The sequence below is a fragment of the Paenibacillus sp. LPE1-1-1.1 genome (assembly GCF_040676435.1).
Classification (GTDB): domain Bacteria; phylum Bacillota; class Bacilli; order Paenibacillales; family Paenibacillaceae; genus Pristimantibacillus.
Genome location: NZ_JBEGHY010000034.1, coordinates 257,536 through 275,747 on the forward strand (window position 1 = coordinate 257,536; position 18,212 = coordinate 275,747).

Annotated in this window: 14 protein-coding genes; 9 read left to right on the plus strand and 5 right to left on the minus strand. The window is 50.6% G+C overall.

Annotated features, from left to right (window positions below; genetic code table 11):
• Positions 1–41: 41 nt before the first annotated feature.
• Positions 42–500: an SRPBCC family protein gene (locus MRBLPE1_RS24305; RefSeq protein WP_364150306.1), complete on the minus strand. Its 459-nt coding sequence runs from the start codon at positions 498–500 to the stop codon at positions 42–44.
• A 252-nt stretch (positions 501–752) separates the two neighbouring features.
• Here MRBLPE1_RS24305 and MRBLPE1_RS24310 point away from each other — a divergent pair, with 252 nt between their 5' ends.
• Positions 753–1,199: a hypothetical protein gene (locus tag MRBLPE1_RS24310; RefSeq protein WP_364150309.1), complete on the plus strand. Its 447-nt coding sequence runs from the start codon at positions 753–755 to the stop codon at positions 1,197–1,199.
• A gap of 633 nt (positions 1,200–1,832) precedes the next feature.
• Positions 1,833–3,017 carry an acyltransferase family protein gene (locus tag MRBLPE1_RS24315; RefSeq protein ID WP_364150312.1) on the plus strand — a complete coding sequence of 395 codons (1,185 nt, stop codon included), beginning with the start codon at positions 1,833–1,835 and terminating at the stop codon, positions 3,015–3,017.
• 93 nt (positions 3,018–3,110) lie between these two features.
• Here MRBLPE1_RS24315 and MRBLPE1_RS24320 read toward each other — a convergent pair whose 3' ends face one another.
• Positions 3,111–3,995: an AraC family transcriptional regulator gene (locus tag MRBLPE1_RS24320; RefSeq protein WP_364150315.1), complete on the minus strand. Its 885-nt coding sequence runs from the start codon at positions 3,993–3,995 to the stop codon at positions 3,111–3,113.
• A gap of 163 nt (positions 3,996–4,158) precedes the next feature.
• Here MRBLPE1_RS24320 and MRBLPE1_RS24325 point away from each other — a divergent pair, with 163 nt between their 5' ends.
• The 5 genes from MRBLPE1_RS24325 (at position 4,159) to MRBLPE1_RS24345 (ending at position 11,519) form a co-directional block, all read left to right on the plus strand.
• A complete protein-coding gene (locus MRBLPE1_RS24325; protein WP_364150318.1) occupies positions 4,159–5,568 on the plus strand; it encodes an MATE family efflux transporter in 1,410 nt (469 codons plus the stop codon).
• A gap of 101 nt (positions 5,569–5,669) precedes the next feature.
• Positions 5,670–6,158, plus strand: coding sequence for a translation initiation factor IF-3 (gene infC, locus MRBLPE1_RS24330; RefSeq protein ID WP_364151482.1), 489 nt, complete (start codon positions 5,670–5,672; stop codon positions 6,156–6,158).
• A gap of 357 nt (positions 6,159–6,515) precedes the next feature.
• Positions 6,516–8,870, plus strand: a complete 2,355-nt coding sequence (locus MRBLPE1_RS24335) for an FdhF/YdeP family oxidoreductase (protein WP_364150321.1) — start codon at positions 6,516–6,518, stop codon at positions 8,868–8,870.
• 62 nt (positions 8,871–8,932) lie between these two features.
• On the plus strand, positions 8,933–9,742 hold the full coding sequence (gene fdhD, locus MRBLPE1_RS24340) for a formate dehydrogenase accessory sulfurtransferase FdhD (RefSeq protein WP_364150324.1): 810 nt from the start codon (positions 8,933–8,935) through the stop codon (positions 9,740–9,742).
• 58 nt (positions 9,743–9,800) lie between these two features.
• Entirely contained in the window at positions 9,801–11,519 is a 1,719-nt protein-coding gene (locus tag MRBLPE1_RS24345) for an ABC transporter ATP-binding protein (RefSeq protein ID WP_364150327.1), read from the plus strand.
• Positions 11,520–13,741: 2,222 nt separating this feature from the next.
• Here the strand turns inward: MRBLPE1_RS24345 and MRBLPE1_RS24350 are convergent.
• Positions 13,742–14,422: a hypothetical protein gene (locus MRBLPE1_RS24350; RefSeq protein WP_364150330.1), complete on the minus strand. Its 681-nt coding sequence runs from the start codon at positions 14,420–14,422 to the stop codon at positions 13,742–13,744.
• A gap of 115 nt (positions 14,423–14,537) precedes the next feature.
• Between MRBLPE1_RS24350 and MRBLPE1_RS24355 the strand changes: the two genes are divergently transcribed.
• Entirely contained in the window at positions 14,538–15,326 is a 789-nt protein-coding gene (locus MRBLPE1_RS24355) for a gluconate 2-dehydrogenase subunit 3 family protein (protein ID WP_414698917.1), read from the plus strand.
• Positions 15,327–15,343: 17 nt separating this feature from the next.
• Positions 15,344–17,059 (plus strand): GMC family oxidoreductase, encoded by a 1,716-nt coding sequence (locus MRBLPE1_RS24360; protein ID WP_364150336.1) that lies wholly within the window; start codon positions 15,344–15,346, stop codon positions 17,057–17,059.
• A gap of 72 nt (positions 17,060–17,131) precedes the next feature.
• Here MRBLPE1_RS24360 and tatA read toward each other — a convergent pair whose 3' ends face one another.
• Positions 17,132–17,335, minus strand: coding sequence for a twin-arginine translocase TatA/TatE family subunit (gene tatA / locus MRBLPE1_RS24365; RefSeq protein WP_364150338.1), 204 nt, complete (start codon positions 17,333–17,335; stop codon positions 17,132–17,134).
• A 20-nt stretch (positions 17,336–17,355) separates the two neighbouring features.
• Entirely contained in the window at positions 17,356–18,087 is a 732-nt protein-coding gene (tatC, locus tag MRBLPE1_RS24370; protein WP_364150340.1) for a twin-arginine translocase subunit TatC, read from the minus strand.
• Positions 18,088–18,212 lie beyond the last annotated feature (125 nt).

The following is an 18,212-nucleotide window of genomic DNA, read 5'->3' on the forward strand; positions in this document are numbered from 1 at the left end:
CGGGAGATGCGGTTATCCTTCACGCGTCGTAAAAATTTTATTTACACGACAATTGGCGGGAGAGTGCGTCCGGTTTCAAGCAGGCTCTTTAAATTACTGAGGATCGCTGGCCAGCCATTATTAATGCCATAAAAACCTTCTTTTTCATCACGGAAATCAATAGGAAGCAAATTCTCATGCTTTAGCGTTAATTTTACGGTAGAGTCCATCGGCTGCAGCGTAAAGGTAACGACCGGAGCGGTTTGGCGTATGGTTTTATCCTCCAGCCAGTTGAAGGTGTAGGAAAGATGACGGTGAGGATCTTTTGCGAGTACTTTTCCTTGATCCACGGTTTTCCCATTCTTGTCTAAAAAAGAAACGGTAGATCCTTCCGTCCAATTCGACCGGACTTCATGTCCGAACCAGTATTTTTTCGTAAAATTGCCGTCAGTTAGAGCTTCCCAGAGCTTCTCCGGCGTCGCAGCGATGTAAGTCACATAAACGAAAGTCGAGTCAGGCATCGTATTCCTCCTCAGGCGCTTAGCGCTATATTCTACCTGTATGCTTGTTGGTTTATAGGCAGTCTTCATTTAGTTTACTAAATTTTCTTATATGCGTAACCATCGACAATCCAAGAGGCGTGGTGAAGTTCTTTAATCTACTAAGTGCAATTGTTCATTCTATTAAATGTGTTTATTCACTACTATAAACGCACACTCTAATCTATCAATTTTGGATATACTATATCATTCCACCATATAGGAGATGATATAGTGAAAATTAAAACTTCAGCTAAGAGAGTAGTAAAGACCAGCGCGATGAAGAAAAAATTGAACACTCAGTTAAAAAAGCAAGTTCGGGTGAAAAACACCACTTCGGGTACTGTTAGAAGCACAGGTGTTCTCAAAAAAAATCCGAGTACAACATTTGCCCATACCGAAGTCATGAATCGGAGATCTTCACCGATAACCGCAACCGTTATGGTCTTTAATTGGGATACCAATTCACCAGTAAGAATTGGTAACAACACCGTTACAATACCAGCCAATTCCCTTAGATTTTTCAATACAAATCTCGCTGGTGTCAACGATCACTATGAAGTAGTTGTCATCCTTTCAGCTACTTCAAATGTTATTGTTAACCATTTCGGAGTAGCTGGTGATGTACCACAAGATGGTAACATCGTTCTGGATCGTGACTTTATTTCAATTACGTTATAACATGTTATAAAAATGCGCCCATAATTGGGCGCTTTTCCTTGTGGCTTTGATCATCGCTATTGTCATGAGGGAATTCGTAAAACAATTTGGAAGACACTGTGCAAAAATGAAAAACGGAGCGATGGCGAATAGGTCGTCTGCTCCGTTTTGTGTTGCGCTTTTATATGGAGAGATCTCTCTATGACCCAGTTACGAACAAGGAGTAGATTCAACTAAGTTCTTTTAAGAGGCCGTCTTGCACTAGATCCAATTTTTATCCACATTTGTCCTTCATTATCGCGGTAAAAACGGATACTTATCAATTTCAACGGAGACCATACTTCTTTAAAATAATAATATGGCATTTAATCTACCTCCTCCGGCATATAAGACAAATTATAGGAGGTTGACTGAGCATAAGCTGTCATAAACTGTCGATAAGAATAAATAAATATCTAACCATCTCATTTGCACGAAAAGCGTATTAATAGATAGACAATATAACGACTTAAGGAGGCACTTTTTCTATTCCGTTGCCTAAAATTTTTATCTTCCCAATATTTTTATTTTCGCCGAACTGCGGACAAAGCGGCCGCAATCCCTTATAATCGACTTTGGTATCATAAAGATTCGGTAAACATGGGAGGTAGCAATGTGCAGCGCTATGAACAACTAGATTCGCTTAGAGGACTGGCAGCACTTGCTGTGATGATTGGGCACTTCTTAATGGTATTTACGCCAATTGTGCAAAATACTTCGGGTCTCGGCATCCTGGATTATCCGCTGAACCTGTTGAAATATACGCCTTTGCATGCCATTTGGGGCGGCCATGAGGCCGTTATTATGTTTTTTCTGCTTAGCGGCTTCGTGCTATCTTTGCCGTTTTTCAGCAATCGTCAACAGACCTACACCAAATATGTAATCAAGCGGATTTGCCGCATCTATATCCCGTTCCTTGTGGCTTTGATCATCGCCATTGTCATGAGGGAAGCGGTTTACGTATCGAAGCTGACGGATTTAACGAGCTATTATAACAACCTGTGGGTCATCCCGCCGGACCTGACTTCGATCATCCATCATCTGCTCTTTGTAGGGAATTACAATTCGACGCGGTACGATCCTATTTTGTGGACGCTTGTCCATGAGATGCGTATTTCGTTATTATTCCCATTTATTATGTTTGTTATTGTAAAAGGCGGCTGGAAAATCGGACTGCCACTTGCGCTGGCTTTGTCTTATGGCGCTGAAATTCTGCTCGACAATTTCGAGACACGTTACATGACCAACTTTGTCGTCTCGCTGCATTACGCAGCCTTCTTTATTGTAGGCGCTTTGCTGGCCAGGTATCAAAATGAGCTGAAGACGGTATTTTCGCGTTTAAATGGCTGGTGGGCAACGGTCATGCTTGTTCTTGCGCTTTGCTTCTATGCATTCAAATGGATCGGCTACGGCGAGGACTTTCATGATCGATTCATGCCGCATTGGGGCGATTGGATGACCGCGATCGGCGCTTCCATCTTCATTGTGGCAGCCGTCTCGTCCGTCCGGTTAGCGCGCCAGCTGCAGCGTAAGCCGCTGTTGTTTCTCGGTAAAATATCGTACAGCCTCTATTTGTACCATATGATCGTTTTGCTGTCGCTCGTTCATCTGTTGAACGGTGCGCTGGATACGCCATATATCGTTATGATTGCATTTATTGCGTCCTTTGGAGCCGGAACGCTGAGCTATTATTTCGTTGAGCTGCCTTCGATCCGTTTAGGAAAACGCCTTACGGGCTGGGGCAAGAAGCCGGCAGGCGTCTCCGGCAGCCGCGGCGAAGGCGTTTCGTCGTCGATGTAAGGAAAGAAGGAAAGGTGGCTCTCTTAGCGAGAGCCGTAAGAAGACTGTCGGGAAGCCCCGATGGTCTTTTTTTGTACGCGAAAATGCGGACGGTCAACCATGCGAGAATCTCTGACGGTACTTGCGCGGCGAAATGTTCTCGTATTTGGCGAAGCAGGAGGTGAAGTAGGCGGCATGGTTGAAGCCGACCTCTTCCCCGATGCGGGCGATCGGCAGGTCGGTTTGGAGCAGCAGCAGCTTGGCCCGTTCGATGCGGAAGCGCATGAGGTAGTCAAACGGCGCGCAGCCAAACTCCTTCTGCATACATCTGGCGATGTAGACGGGATGAAAGTTAATGCTCTCGCCAAGCTCCTGGGCGGTGATGCTCTCGCGGTAATGCTCGCGCAAATAAGAAGCGGCCTGCTCCGCGCATAAGGCGGAGGGGGTGGGCCCTTGCGCTTCCATCGAAGCGGACAGATGCTCAATGACCTCTTGGAACGCGAGCTGCTGCTTCCATCTGACGCTCGGGATATGGTCGTTCATATTAAGCTGCACCAGCAGGCGCAGCAGGCTGTCCATTTTGGAGGGCTGCAGCAGCTTGGCGAACTGGGGCAGCTGCTTGGTAAAGGTTTGTGTCGTGTAAATACTTGACGAAAGCGCTCTCTCTTTGGCTCGCTCGGCGGGCATCTCCGTTTCCGGTTGATCGGACAGGCTCCATTTTCCGGTCGTCTGAAAATGAATCCAGTAATAAGCGGTTTGCTCTTGGCAGGCAAGCGTCGCGTAATGATAGGCATCAGGCCGCAAAATGAGGGCATGGCCAGCGCTCACTTCAAAGTGCTGGTCTTCTTCTCCGATATATAAGCAGCCGCGCGTCACGACCAGCAGGTCGAATACTTCGATATTGCGCCTGCTGGGATGCTTGCGTCCGGCCGGTGCGATGGTATAGCCGCCGATGATGTAATGCGGAAGAGGAGGAATAGTCAAATATAGGATGGTCATGGGATTAAGTGCTCCTCTTTTATATCGAAGTTGGAATCGTTATAGTTTCGGTTGTAAAAGTGATACATCACGCTCAGTATAGCATCTATAATTTGAAATGACGATTGATGATTTTACAACGGATACGGCTTGCTTAAGGCAGCCGATGCAGGGGGATCGCATAATGGCTTCAACAAACAAAAAATTAACGCTGTGGATGCTGGCCTGGCCGATATTCATTGAGCTGTTTCTGCAGTTTTTGCTGGGAGCGGCCGATACGCTGATGGTAAGCCGGATTTCAGATGATGCGGTTGCGGTAGTAGGCTTCTCCAATCAGTTATTCCAAGCGCTTACGACTTTATTTATAACGGTAGCCAGCGGTGCTGGTATTCTCATTGCCCAAAAGATCGGCTCCCGCAATGGCGAGGATGCGCGTACAATCGCCATTATGGCTGTCAACGTGAGCGCCGTTATCGGTCTGGGACTGAGCGTCCTGTTGTTTCTAATGCCCGGGGAGATCGCGGCGATGCTTCAACTTCCGGAGCATTTGATTCCGCTGGCCAAAACCTATATCTCGATTGTCGGCGGAGGCATGGTATTGATTGCCTTGATGTCGGCGCTAAGCACATCGATCCGGAATACGGGCAATACGAAGGGCCCGATGTATACGGCGATCGGGATGAACGTGGTGCATGTCTTTTTCAACTATGCATTCATCTTCGGGGCGTTTGGCTTTCCAAAATGGGGCCTGATGGGCGTTGCCGTCTCCACCGTGCTCTGCCGCTTGCTCGCAACCATCGTGCTGTTCATTATGTTCCTCGGCTCCTTCGAGCGGACCATTGGGCTGCGTGATCTTAACGTATTTAACCGCAAGCTTTTCGGAGACATTATCCGCATCGGCTGGCCGCTTGGCGTCAATATGTCCTGCTGGGTGTTTACGCAGCTGCTGATATTCACCTTTTTGGCGATGCTGGGCTCGAATGAGTTGGCTGCGCGAACCTATATGAACACGCTCGAATCGTTCTGCTTCATGCTCGGCTATTCGATTGCGTTGGCGGTCCAAATTCAGATTGCTCATCTGTATGGCGCAGGGCGGGTGAAGGAGGCGTACGGCCTTGCTTTCCGGGCGATGTGGATCGGCCTTGCGGTGGTTACGGTCAATGCCTTCATCATCTTCCTGTTCGGCAAGCATCTGCTCGGATTGTTCACCGAAAATAAGGAAATCGTAGCGCTTGGCGTGTCGCTGCTCGGCATGAATTTACTGTTGCAGCCAGGCAAAATGGTCAATATGGCGCTCGGCAATGCGCTTAATGCCGTCGGCGACACGCGTTTTACGATGTGGACGTCCGTATTCTCGATGTGGCTGATCGCGACAGGCTTGGCTTACTTTGTGGGCATCGAGCTGGGCTGGGGCTTGATCGGGATCTATGCTTGCATGATCTTGGACGAATATATTCGCGGCACGCTGTCGCTTGTCCGCTGGAGAGGCAAGAAGTTTCTGCGCAAGGCGGAGTTTAATGAGGCTGCGGCCAAAATAACGGCAGAGAACGGGTCCGGCGGAAGCATTCACAAACAAACCGCGCTGGACGTGTAAGAAAAGCGTATAATGGAAGAAGGAAAAAAACAGCGGCTTTGCAACTAAGGCTGCTGTTTTCCATATTCACAGCAAGGGAGCGATACGCTGGTATGGCATCAATGGTGATCATGAACGAAAAAATACGCGCCTCCGAGGTTCGGCTAACGGGCCTGCGAGGCGAGGATCTAGGCGTTGTTACACGGGAAGAAGCACTCGAGAAAGCGCGCGAGCTGAAGGTGGATTTGGTGTGTACCTCGCTTATGAGCAGTCCCCCGCCATGCAAGCTGGTGGCCAAAGGACAGGCTAAGCAGCAGGCCAGCCAAGAGAAGCGCGGCGTAAAGGCCAAGGAGCAGCCAAGCAAAATCAAGGAGCTCCGCTTGACGCCTCATATCGAGGAGCATGATTATGATACGAAGCTTCGGCAGGCGGCGAAGCTGCTCGGTTCCGGCAGCGGCGTTCAGCTCGTCGTTCGCATTCAAGGCAAGGAAGGCCCGAAGGCGAAGGAGCTGCTGGAGCGCATGCTGAAGGATTTGGCCGAGAGCGGCAAGAAGCAGTCGGGCATTCAAGTAAGCGGCAAGCAAGCAGCGGTGCAGGTATTGCCTTTATAGCCGCATTTTCGGAAGGAACGACAGCTCGGTTTGCAGGTTTGTTTAAGTGGATAAATGGCAGGCAGAAGCGGAGCGAGAAGATCATTTTGGAGAAACGGAGTGTTCGCTTTTGCAGCCGGATTCTTATTCTATAGGGGCTAAGGAAAGAAGGAATCCGGCTGGAGGCGCGATCAGCAGAATGATCTGCTCGCTCAGCTCAGCGGGCACTACTGCGAGAATCATGCTAAACATTTCAGTTCATTCAATATCGCCAATTAATTCATGAATGCGCTTTCTTACGGGAATGGCCCAGCAGATCGTTTCGTATCTTTACATGATGAATGAGGAATGAAGATTCTTCGCGGGGGTGGATGACTATTGAAGAAGACGCTGCATACGGGACCAATAAAGCTGCCAAAGCGGCCGGATCCGAGTTTATGGGTGAGCAAGGCGCCGTTTGGGCTTGGACGAATTAAACCCCATCATATAAGGGACACGCTTAAGGTTGCGTGGGACAACCGGGACAATTTGCCTTATGCTTATCGGATTTTGACGCAGGGGGTGTGCGATGGCTGCGCGCTGGGCGTATCCGGTTTATATGATCAGACGCTGGACGGCCCGCATCTCTGCACGACGAGGCTTAACGTGCTCCGCTTGAATACGATGCCTGCCATGCGAGATGCGGATCTCCACTCGGATATCGATGAGCTTCGCAAGCTGGATAGCGCGCAGTTGCGCAAGCTGGGAAGGCTGCCGTATCCGCTTATTCGAAGCAAAGGGGAACGAAGCTTTCGCCGAATTTCTTGGGATGAAGCAATGGATCGCATTGCCGCCAAAGCACGGGCAATCGACCCGAAGCAGCTGGCCTTTTACTTAACCGCAAGGGGCATAACGAATGAATCCTATTATGTGGCGGCTAAGGCGGCAAGGCTGATCGGCACGAACAATATCGATAACGCCTCGCGCATTTGCCATTCCCCCTCCAAGACGGCCATGAAACGCTCGCTTGGCGTAGGGGCTTCCACCTGCAATTACAAGGATTGGATCGGCACGGATGTGCTTGTATTCTGGGGCAGCGTTGCCGCGAATAATCAGCCGGTATCGACAAAGTACATGTATGCGGCTAAGCGCAAGGGGACCAAAATCATTGTCATCAACCCTTATCGCGAGCCGGCGATGGAGGGCTATTGGATTCCGTCGATACCGGAATCGGCGCTCTTTGGCACGAAGCTGGCCGACGATTTCTATCAGGTGAACATCGGCGGCGATATTGCCTTCATGCACGGCGTAATGAAGAGCTGGTTTGAGATGGAGGAGGCGCGGCCGGGCTCGGCGATCGATCATGATTTTGTGAGCGAGCATACGAATGGCTTCATGGAGCTGAAGGCCCATGTCCTGCAGCAGGATTGGGAGCTGCTGGAGAAATCCTCGGGGCTGGCGAGAGAGAGGATGCGGACCTTCGCTTCGCTGCTGGCGGCAGCGAAGTCCGGCGTATTCGTCTGGAGCATGGGGCTGACGCAGCATCGCTTCGGGTCGGATAATATTTCACAGGTGGCAAACCTCGCGCTGCTTAGAGGTTTCTTGGGACGCGAGCATTGCGGACTAATGCCGATACGCGGCCATAGCGGCGTTCAAGGCTCAGGCGAAATGGGTGCCGACCCATTCAGCCTGCCTGGCGGCGAGTTCAAGGGCGAGGATATTCGCCGGATGGAGCGGCTGTGGGGCTTCAAACTTCCGGATTGGCAGGGAGATATCGTCGGCGTCTCGCTGGAGAATGCCCTGCTGCCAGAGCGGCATGAACGAAAGCTGAAGCTGTTTTATATGTCAGGCGGCAATTTTGTCGAGACCATGCCAGACCCGGATTTTGTGAAGCGCTGCTTGGAAGCGGTCGATCTGAGGGTTCATCAGGATATTGTGCTGAATAGCTCCACGCTGCTGGATGCGGAGGAGGAGGTCATTGTCCTGCCTGCCATGACGCGATACGAGCAACCAGGCGGCGGCACTTCAACCTCGACGGAGCGGATGGTTTACTACTCGCCGCAAATCGATGGGCCGCGGATCGGGGAAGCCCGCGCCGAATGGCAGATCTATGCAGATTTGGCTGCGAGGATTCGTCCGGAGCTCAAAGGGGCGGTTGCATTCAAGGATGCCGATGCCGTTAGGCGGGAAATTGCTTTGGCATCGCCGCAATACGACGGAATTCGCGATCTGCGGAAGCAAGGCGATGTATTTCAATGGGGCGGTGCATGGTTGTGCGAGGAAGGCTATTGTCCGACGGAGGATGGCAGAGGAAATCTTCTGCCGATCGCGTTGCCGGAGCTGCGCATACCGGAAGGACATTTTTATGCGACGACAAGGCGGGGCAAGCAGTTCAATTCGATGATTTATGGGGAGAAGGATGCTTTTAACGCTGCGGGACGATATGACGTATTGATGAATAAGGCGGATATGGCTAAGCTTGCTATCGCAGAAGGGGATGCGATCGTCGTCTATAACCGAAGCGGGAGCTTCCATGGAAGGGCAAAGAAGGAGGATATGGCGCCTGGAAATATCGAGCTGTACTGGCCGGAAGGCAACAGTTTATTTGCGAAGGGCGTCTATGAGCCGCAAGCCGGTATCCCCGAGTATAATGCTTCGGTTATCGTGGAGCGGGCAGATACCTATCATGCTTTTAAAGATACGAAGTACATGGAGAAGCGGATCGTCGAGCTGGAGACCGAGCCGCCTGCTTAGGCTGCAGGGGCGGCATACCGGGTGGAGAGTGCTTAAGCAGGACGTGAAGGAGGAGCAAGCGGATGGAGCTTTCAAACACGACAAAGTGGCGGATAATCAAATACGACGGCCGCGTACCCTTGGAGAAGGATGATGATATCGCTGCCGAATTCCCGCTTACCTTGAAGCTGGACGGCGAAGAGTTTGCAACGCTGGTGTGCTCTCCTTCGAGCTTGGAGGAGCTTGTCATCGGCTTTCTTGCATCCGAAGGCGTGATACGCGCGGCAGGACAAGTGAAATCGTTAATCATCCATGAGGATACGGGCTTTGCCTATGTTGAGCTTGAGCATAAGCAAACGTTAAGCCATGACCATTACGCAAAGCGGTTTATCGGATCATGCTGCGGCAAGAGCCGGCAGTTTTATTTTCACAACGATATGCTGACGGCCAAAACGATAATGACCCGCACGAGAATATCCGCAGAGCAGTGTATCCGTTTCATGCAGGAGCTGCAGGAAAGCTCCTCGGAATTCCGCAGTACGGGCGGCGTTCACAACGCAGCGATCGGAACGCCTGCCGGGCTGCTCGCCGTAAGAACGGACATCGGGCGCCATAACGCGCTCGATAAGCTGTTCGGCTATTGTCTGCTGCATCGGCTCCGCACCTCGGATAAGGTCATTGCCTTTAGCGGAAGGCTCTCCTCGGAAGCGGTGCTGAAAGCCGCCAAAATCGGCTGCGGGATCATGCTCAGCAAATCGGCCCCGACCGATCTCGCTCTGCGACTCGCCGAGGATCTGGGCATTACCTGCGTAGGTTTCATTCGGGGCGGGGAGATGAACGTCTATACGCATCCGGAGCGGATTGATTTTGGCAATGGATTGACAGTATGGTAGTGATTGTATATCATTTTATTGAAAATGATTATCACTACGAGAGAAGAAGGAGCTAACGATGCTTTTACGATTTTTTGCCTATTATAAGCCCTACAAAAAGCTGTTCCTGCTGGATTTCTGCTGTGCGGTTTTGCTGGCTGTGCTTGAGCTTTGCTTCCCTCTAGCGGTTAGTTATGTCATAGATACCCTGCTGCCCGACGAGAATTGGGGGCTGATTGTAACGGCATGCGCGATCTTGCTGGTCGTCTATATTATCAATACGCTGTTGCAATATGTGGTTACCTACTGGGGGCATATGCTCGGAATTAATATCGAGACGGACATGCGGAAAAAGCTGTTCGATCATGTCCAGAAGCTCTCGTTCCGTTTCTTCGACAATACCAAGACCGGCCATCTGATCTCGCGGCTTACGAATGATTTGTTCGAGATTGGCGAGGTGGCCCATCACGGGCCCGAGGATATGTTTATTGCGGCAATGACGCTGGTTGGGGCATTCGGCATCATGGCGTATATTAATTTGGAGCTGGCTATTTTAACATTCGTTATTGTTCCTATCATTATATGGCTAGTCTTGATGTTCAACGGTAAAATGACGAGGGCTGCAAACCGCTTGTTCTCGGATATGGCCGATTTCAATGCGCGCGTGGAGGATACGGTCGGCGGCATTCGCGTTGTTCAAGCTTTTTCGAATGAAAGCCACGAGAAAAAGCTGTTCAAGGTAAATAACCTGCGTTTCCGTGAAGCCAAGCTTATTTCGTACAAAATAATCGGCTTGAACTCATCCATCACCTACATGCTCATGAGACTGGTTTCCGTGTTCGTGCTGATTGCAGGCACATGGTTTGTTATTAAGGGAGATTTGAAATACGGAGAGTTCATAAGCTTCGTTTTGCTGACGAACATTTTCTTCAAGCCTATCGAAAAAATTAATGCCGTCATCGAGAGCTATCCGAAAGGGATTGCCGGATTTAAGCGTTACGTGCAGCTTCTGGAGACGGCGCCAGATGTTGCGGATAAGCCGGATGCGGTCGAGGTGGACCGTTTAAGCGGCAATATTGAATACCGTGACGTTACATTTGGTTATGAAGGCGAAGCGAAGGTGCTGCAAAATATCGATCTATCGATTCGCGCTGGCGAGACGATTGCTTTCGTCGGGCCTTCCGGCGCCGGCAAAACAACGCTGTGCAGCTTGCTGCCGCGTTTCTACGAAATCGAAGGCGGCAGCATCTCCGTCGATGGCCACGATATTCGCGATTTGAAGCTGGATTCGCTGCGGAAGCAGATCGGAATCGTCCAGCAGGACGTGTTCCTGTTTGCGGGCACCATCCGTGAGAACATTGTCTACGGGAAGCTTGGCGCCTCGGACGAGGATATTTGGCAGGCGGCTCGGAGAGCGAAGCTGGAGGAGTTCATCCATGCTCAGCCGCAGGGGCTCAATACGGTAGTTGGGGAGCGCGGCGTAAAGCTGTCCGGCGGACAAAAACAGCGTTTAGCCATTGCGCGGATGTTCCTCAAGAACCCGCCGATCCTTATTCTCGACGAAGCAACGTCAGCGCTCGATACGGAGACGGAAGCCGCTATCCAGCAGTCGCTGGCAGAGCTGTCCGTTGGCCGGACCACGCTCGTTATCGCGCACCGACTGGCAACAATCAAGAACGCCGATCGAATTGTCGTCGTAACGGAGCAAGGAATTACCGAACAAGGCCGCCACGAGGAGCTCGTCACGGCGGGCGGCATTTACAGCCGCCTGCACCATGCCCAGTTTGGTAGCAGATAAGATAAGCAGCTGCGCGGATGTGGAAAATAGTAAAGGGCTGCCAAACCTGATGGTTCGGCAGCTTTTTTTGTATTTGGCTGCTCATAAACCTGGCAGCAAGATGGTAAACACGGCAGCCAGGCAACCTGGAAAGCCGACAAAATTGCAACCGTCACCCAGCAATTCAGTAACCCGGAGATCTGCTAGACCGCTAACTCAGCAACTCGGCACACTAGCAAGCCAGTAAACTGACAATCCGGTAACCTGGCAACCATCAACCCATCAACCCGGCAACCCATCAACCGGGCAACCTAGCAAGCCAGAAACTCAACAACTCAACAACCGAGCAACCGAGCAACCGAGCAACCGAGCAACCCAGCAACCCAGCAAACCAGAAACCTGATAGACTGGCAAGTCAGTAACTCAACAACTCTGCAAGCCATCAACTTGGCAAGCCATCAAGCCATCAAGCCATCAACCCATCAACCCATCAACCCGGCAACCCGGCAACCCGGCAACCCAGTAACCTGTCAACCATCAACCCATCAGCTCAGTAACCTGTCAACCATCAACCCAGAAACCAGGTAACTCACCAACCGAGTAACCCAGTAACCCAGTAACCCAGTAACCCAGTAACCCAGTAACCCAGTAACCCAGTAACCCACCAACACACCAACTCGAAACCTGGCGCCCCGCCAGCCCAGTAACCTGTCAACCATCAATCCAGAAACCCGGTAACTCACCAACCGAGCAATCGAGCAAACCAGTAACCCACCAACCCACCAACCCACCAACCCGAAACCTGGCGCCCCGCCAGCCCAGTAATCCTAACTTTAACCGTTAAATGAGTGTAAATGTGCCATATTACTTAACAAACGGATGTATTAGACGACCTTTGAGGTTTAGCCGATGCGAATGTTAAGGGAGGGCGTGTGCTACACTGCACTTTCTACAACAGAAACCTGAAATTAGCCTCAAACTGCAGGCTACACTGCAGAAAATGCAATAGAAATGGATGTTAGACTGCAAAATGGAGCTACTGTAGAGGAATCCATTGTATAAACTGCAGCGTAGCAGCAATTAAGGCCGTTTTTGCGGGCTTACGTTGCACAAAGTACAACGTAGCTACCTCGAGGCCAACTGCTTGCGCCTTGCAGCACGCACTAGAACTAATTTGTATGTAAAACTGACGCGCCGAACCGCAGCTAGGAGTAGGAGTTAGGAATGTGTCTACACTGCACTTTCTACAACAGAAACCTGAAATTAGCCTCAAACTGCAGGCTACACTGCAGAAAATGCAACAGAAATGGATGATAGACTGCAAAATGGAGCTACTGTAGAGGAATCCATTGTATAAACTGCAGCGTAGCAGCAATTAAGGCCGTTTTTGCGGGCTTACGTTGCACAAAGTACAACGTAGCTACCTCGAGACCAACTGCTTGCGCCGTGCAGCACGCACATTTTACTAACTAAATAGAACTAATTTGTATGTAAAACTGACGCGCCGAACCGCAGTTAGGAGTTATGAGTTAGGAGTTAGGAATGTGCTGACACAGATACGAAAGTTAAGGAAGGGCGTGTGCTACACTGCACTTTCTACAACAGAAACCTGAAATTAGCCTCAAACTGCAGGCTACACTGCAGAAAATGCAATAGAAATGGATGTTAGACTGCAAAATGGAGCTACTGTAGAGGAATCCATTGTATAAACTGCAGCGTAGCAGCAATTAAGGCCGTTTTTGCGGGCTTACGTTGCACAAAGTACAACGTAGCTACCTCGAGGCCAACTGCTTGCGCCTTGCAGCACGCACTAGAACTAGTTTGTATGTATAACTGACGCGCCGAACCGCAGCTAGGAGTTAGGAGTTAGGAATGTGCTGACACAGATACGCAAGTTAAGGAAAGGCGTGTGCTACACTGCACTTTCTACAACAGAAACCTGAAATTAGCCTCAAACTGTAGGCTACACTGCAGAAAATGCAACAGAAATGGATGTTAGACTGCAAAATGGAGCTACTGTAGAGGAATCCATTGTATAAACTGCAGCGTAGCAGCAAATAAGGCCATTTTTACGGGCTTACGTTGCACAAAGTACAACGTAGCTACCTCGAGACCAACTGCTTGCGCCGTGCAGCACACACATCACACTAACTAAATAGAACTAAAGACGGTTTACGTTGCACAAAGCATAACGTAAAAAGCGGCTGCCGGAATTGATCCGGTGGCCGCTTTTTTTTGCCGTGTTACTTCTGCCCCGCCTTAACCAGCCTGAGTAGCTGGCGAATATCGCTGGCCAGCTTATCGGGAGATAGATTCTCGGCCAAAGCATCCTCACGAATTTTCTCGATTGCTTTCACTGCTCTCGTTCCCGTTACCGTGAGCACCTTTACATCCCCGCCCATGAAATTCTTGATCTGGCTTGCGGCCATCGATAGATTATCATGGCTTCCTTTATCCGTCCCATTCATGCCGCCAAGCCCATTATTCGGCGAGTAGCCTTGACCTGAAAGTCCTTCGGTTTGATCCAGCAACTTCTTTTGCACCTCATCATATTGCGAACCGGAGGAGGTAAGCTTCTCTGTGGCGAGCACGACCGTATCGTCGAAAACGAAAACGCGCACGTCGGGGATGCCGATTCCGCTCAGCCGAGATTCCAGATGGGCAGAGAAGCCGTTCGCATGCAGTCCGGAGCTGCCGATCATGCTGTACACGGATGTGCCCATCCCATACGTGGTATTGCCGTGTTCATTGGTTGTATGCAGCTTTGGTCCTGCTTCGTTCGGAATGACGGACGGGTCATGAAGTTTGTGGGCTTCTTGTTGCGTTAAGGCCTTAGCTTGCGAGGCAGGGGGCGTTTCATTGGCACAGCCGGACAGAGCAAAAGCGGCAACGGAAAGCGTGAGCAATTTGCTGAAAGCAGTCATCGAAGAATCATCCTCCATAGTGTTGCATTTTGATGTTAGGATGACCATTTCCATGAAATGAATATTCATGGGTTGTTGGAAAATAATAAAGAGGAAAGAACGAACTTTCCAGGAGGTGCAAGTTTTGGATCGGAGTGATAAACAGAAAGAACCAAACAAAGGCACGGTCGAAGGAAACTCCCGCCGCAGGTTTCTTATTAATACGGGATACGCATTAGGCGGCATAGCCGTGGGCGGGGCGCTAGGCTCCTTACTCAAAAAGAAACCGACCACAACGACGGCACCGGGTAAAACGGATGAAGGAAAGACGGCTGAACCAAAAAACTATAACCGCGCGCTCATGTTTTTTACCCAAGCGCAGTTCCGGATTGTCGAGAGCGCGACGGAACGGATTTTTCCCGAGGATGAGAATGGTCCAGGTGCGAAATCGCTGGGTGTCGCTTACTTTATTGACCATCAGCTCGCCGGGGAATGGGGGTTCAATGGACGAGATTACATGACCCCGCCATTCTACACGGGGGAGAAGGAGCAAGGCTATCAGGGCCGGCTGAAAAGAAAAGAAATATTTGAGATCGGCCTGCGCGAGCTGGAGAATTACAGCATGACCAAGTTTCAAAAGGGCTTCATCGACTTGACAGGTGAGCAGCAGGATGAATTGCTTAAAGGCTTTGAGTCGGACGAGGTGAAGCTGACTACGATTTCTGCGAGCAGCTTCTTCAAAATGCTGCGAACCAGTACGCTGGAAGGTGCTTATAGTGACCCGCTGTATGGGGGGAATTTGGATATGAACGGGTGGAAGATGCGCAATTATCCGGGCAATCAGATGAGCTATATCACCATGATTGAAAAAGATTTTACGAAACTTGATCCGAGCAGCCTGCAAGACCATTTGGTTTCTCATTAGCGAATCGGGAGGATATTATGGCCAAAACATTACCGAAAACCGACGTTGTCATCGTAGGGGTCGGCTGGTCTGGGGGCATCATCGCCTCGGAGCTTACGAAAAGCGGCTTAAACGTGGTAGGTCTTGAACGAGGAAAAGAGCGGAAGACCGAGGATTATTTCATGGTGCATGACGAGCTGCGTTACGCGCTGCGTTACGAAATGATGCAGGATTTATCTAAGGAAACGATCACGTTCCGCAGCAATGAGAAAATCCGTGCGCTGCCGATGAGGCAGTACGGCTCGTTCCTGATCGGGGACGGACTCGGCGGAGCGGGCGTTCACTGGAACGGGCAGACCTACCGGTTTTTGCCGTATGATTTTGAAATTCGCAGCAAGACGATCGAGAAATACGGAAAAAATAAAATCCCGGCTGGCATGACGATTCAGGATTGGGGAATTACGTACGACGAGATCGAGCCGTATTACGACAAATTCGAGAAAATGGCTGGCATTTCAGGCGAGGTAAATCCTCTGGGCGGCAAACGCAGCGGCCCTTTTCCGACTCCGCCAATGAAGAAGTCACCGGCGATGCAGATGTTCGTAGATGCGGCTACTCGCCTGAAGCTCAATCCGTATATGCTTCCTTCGGCCAATCTATCGGAGAACTATACGAATCCTGATGGGATCGCCCGTGCCGCTTGCCAATATTGCGGATACTGCGAACGCTTTGGATGTGAATACGGGGCCAAGGCTGATCCAGTGGTGACTGTCATTCCGGTGGCTAACAAGACAGGAAAGTTTGAGATCCGTACCCATTCCAATGTCCGCCGGGTTCTACATAAGGGTGGTAAGGCGACCGGCGTTATGTATACGGACGTAACGACGGGGGAGGAGATCATTCAGCCTGCAGACATCGTTGTCGTGACGAGCTACGTGTTCAACAATGTTCGGCTGCTGCTGATGTCGGGAATCGGGAAACCTTATGATCCAGCGTCAGGGACAGGTGTCATCGGTCGGAACTACGCCTATCAGGTTATGAAAGGCAGCGCGGTTGGTTTCTTCGAAAACCAGCAGTTTAATAACTTCGCGGGTGCAGGAGCGCTCGGCGTTTCTCTTGATGATTATAACGGTGACAACTTTGACCACTCCGAGCTGAATTTTATTCACGGAGGCTCCATTGCGCTCACCCAGACTGGCGCCCGCCCGATTCAGAACAATCCGACGCCGTCGGGAACAGCCGCTTGGGGCTCGGAATTCAAGGCGAAGTCGGTGCATTATTCCAATCGAACGCTTGCGATAGGGGGACAAGGCTCGTCGATGTCTTTCAAGCATCATTTTCTCGATTTGGATTCGACCTACAAGGATGTCTACGGCGATCCGCTCTTGCGGATAACCTTTGATTTCGAAGATCAGGATCGCGAGCTAGCGAAGTTTCTAGCCGAGCGCTGCTCTAAGATTATGAATGAGATGGGCGCGGATAAGGTTGATTATTTAAAGGATCTCGGTCCTTATGAGATTATGACCTATCAGTCGACGCATAACACAGGCGGCGTCATCATGGGAGATAAACCGGACACGTCGGCGGTCAATACGTACAGTCAAATGTGGGATGCGGACAACGTGTTTGTCGTCGGTGCCAGCTCATTTCCGCAAAACGCCGGCTACAATCCGACGAATACGGTCGGAGCTTTGGCTTACCGCGCGGCGGAGGGCATTTTGAAGTATAGGGAAAAAGGCGGCCTGCTGGTTTGAATGAGGCGGTGTGTCCAAAAACAAAAAAGGGCCGTTCCCGAGGAAATACGGGAACGGCCCTTTTTTTATGTCCTACAGCAGCTTCTGCATGTCATCCTTTTTGTCTGCGGATGGGACGATTTGTTCATCGTCCACAATGCCGCGCGTCGAGCTGCGGAATTCGCGCAGCGTATCGCCGAAAGCCCGGCCGAGCTGGGGAAGTTTAGCCGGCCCAAAAACGATGAGCGCGATAAGCAGAATAATGACTAACCCTGAAACACCGATGTTGTTTAACATAGGTCATTCTCCTTTTTGGTTCAAGTAGGTGAAGGAACGGCGGCCACTCGTTTTGCATACCTTCGGGTTACGAGCACGCTGATCTCGAAGAGCAGCAGCAGCGGCACTGTCACGGACAGGTGAGAGACAAAGTCCGGCGGGGAGATGCAGGCCCCGACAACGGCCAGACCGACATAGGCATATTTGCGCGAGCCGTTCAGCCGTTCAGGAGTGAGCAGCCCGATTTTCGTCAGAAACAGGATGATAAGCGGCATTTCGAAGGCGATGCCAAGCGGGAACACGACACTGAACAGAAAGGAAAAATACCGATCAATCCCGTACGTCTCGACGGCGCCGACATTTTGGTTCATTTCCATCATGAATCCGAGCATCATCGGAAACACAAGAAAATAACTAAACGATACGCCGGCAAGGAAAAGAAGGAAGGATACGGGCACATAGGCCAGCGTTCCTTTTGCTTCCGTTTCCGTCAGACCGGGCCGCACAAACGCCCAAGTGTGGTAAAGCAGCACCGGCAGCGTGAAAAGAATGGCGAACAGGAAAGCGCAGCGCAAATAGATGAACAAACCGTCCGTGAACGAGAAGACGTTCCATTCCACTGATTTGGCGGTCAGACCTGATTTGATATACCGTAAAATACTGGGGGCAGCATACAGCCCTCCGCTCATAGCGACGAAGAAACAAGCGATCACGATAATCAGTCTTTTCCGCAGCTCGGTTAAGTGGTTGACCAGATCCCCTTGCATATCCACATAATCACCCCGCTTTAAAGCTTATTTCGGTTAATCCGTCATGCATTTCTTTAGGATAACCAGTAAGCTTTCTGTTATGCGCAGTCTTCCCTCTTCTGAAAATCTTTGGCAAACGCTGCATAGAT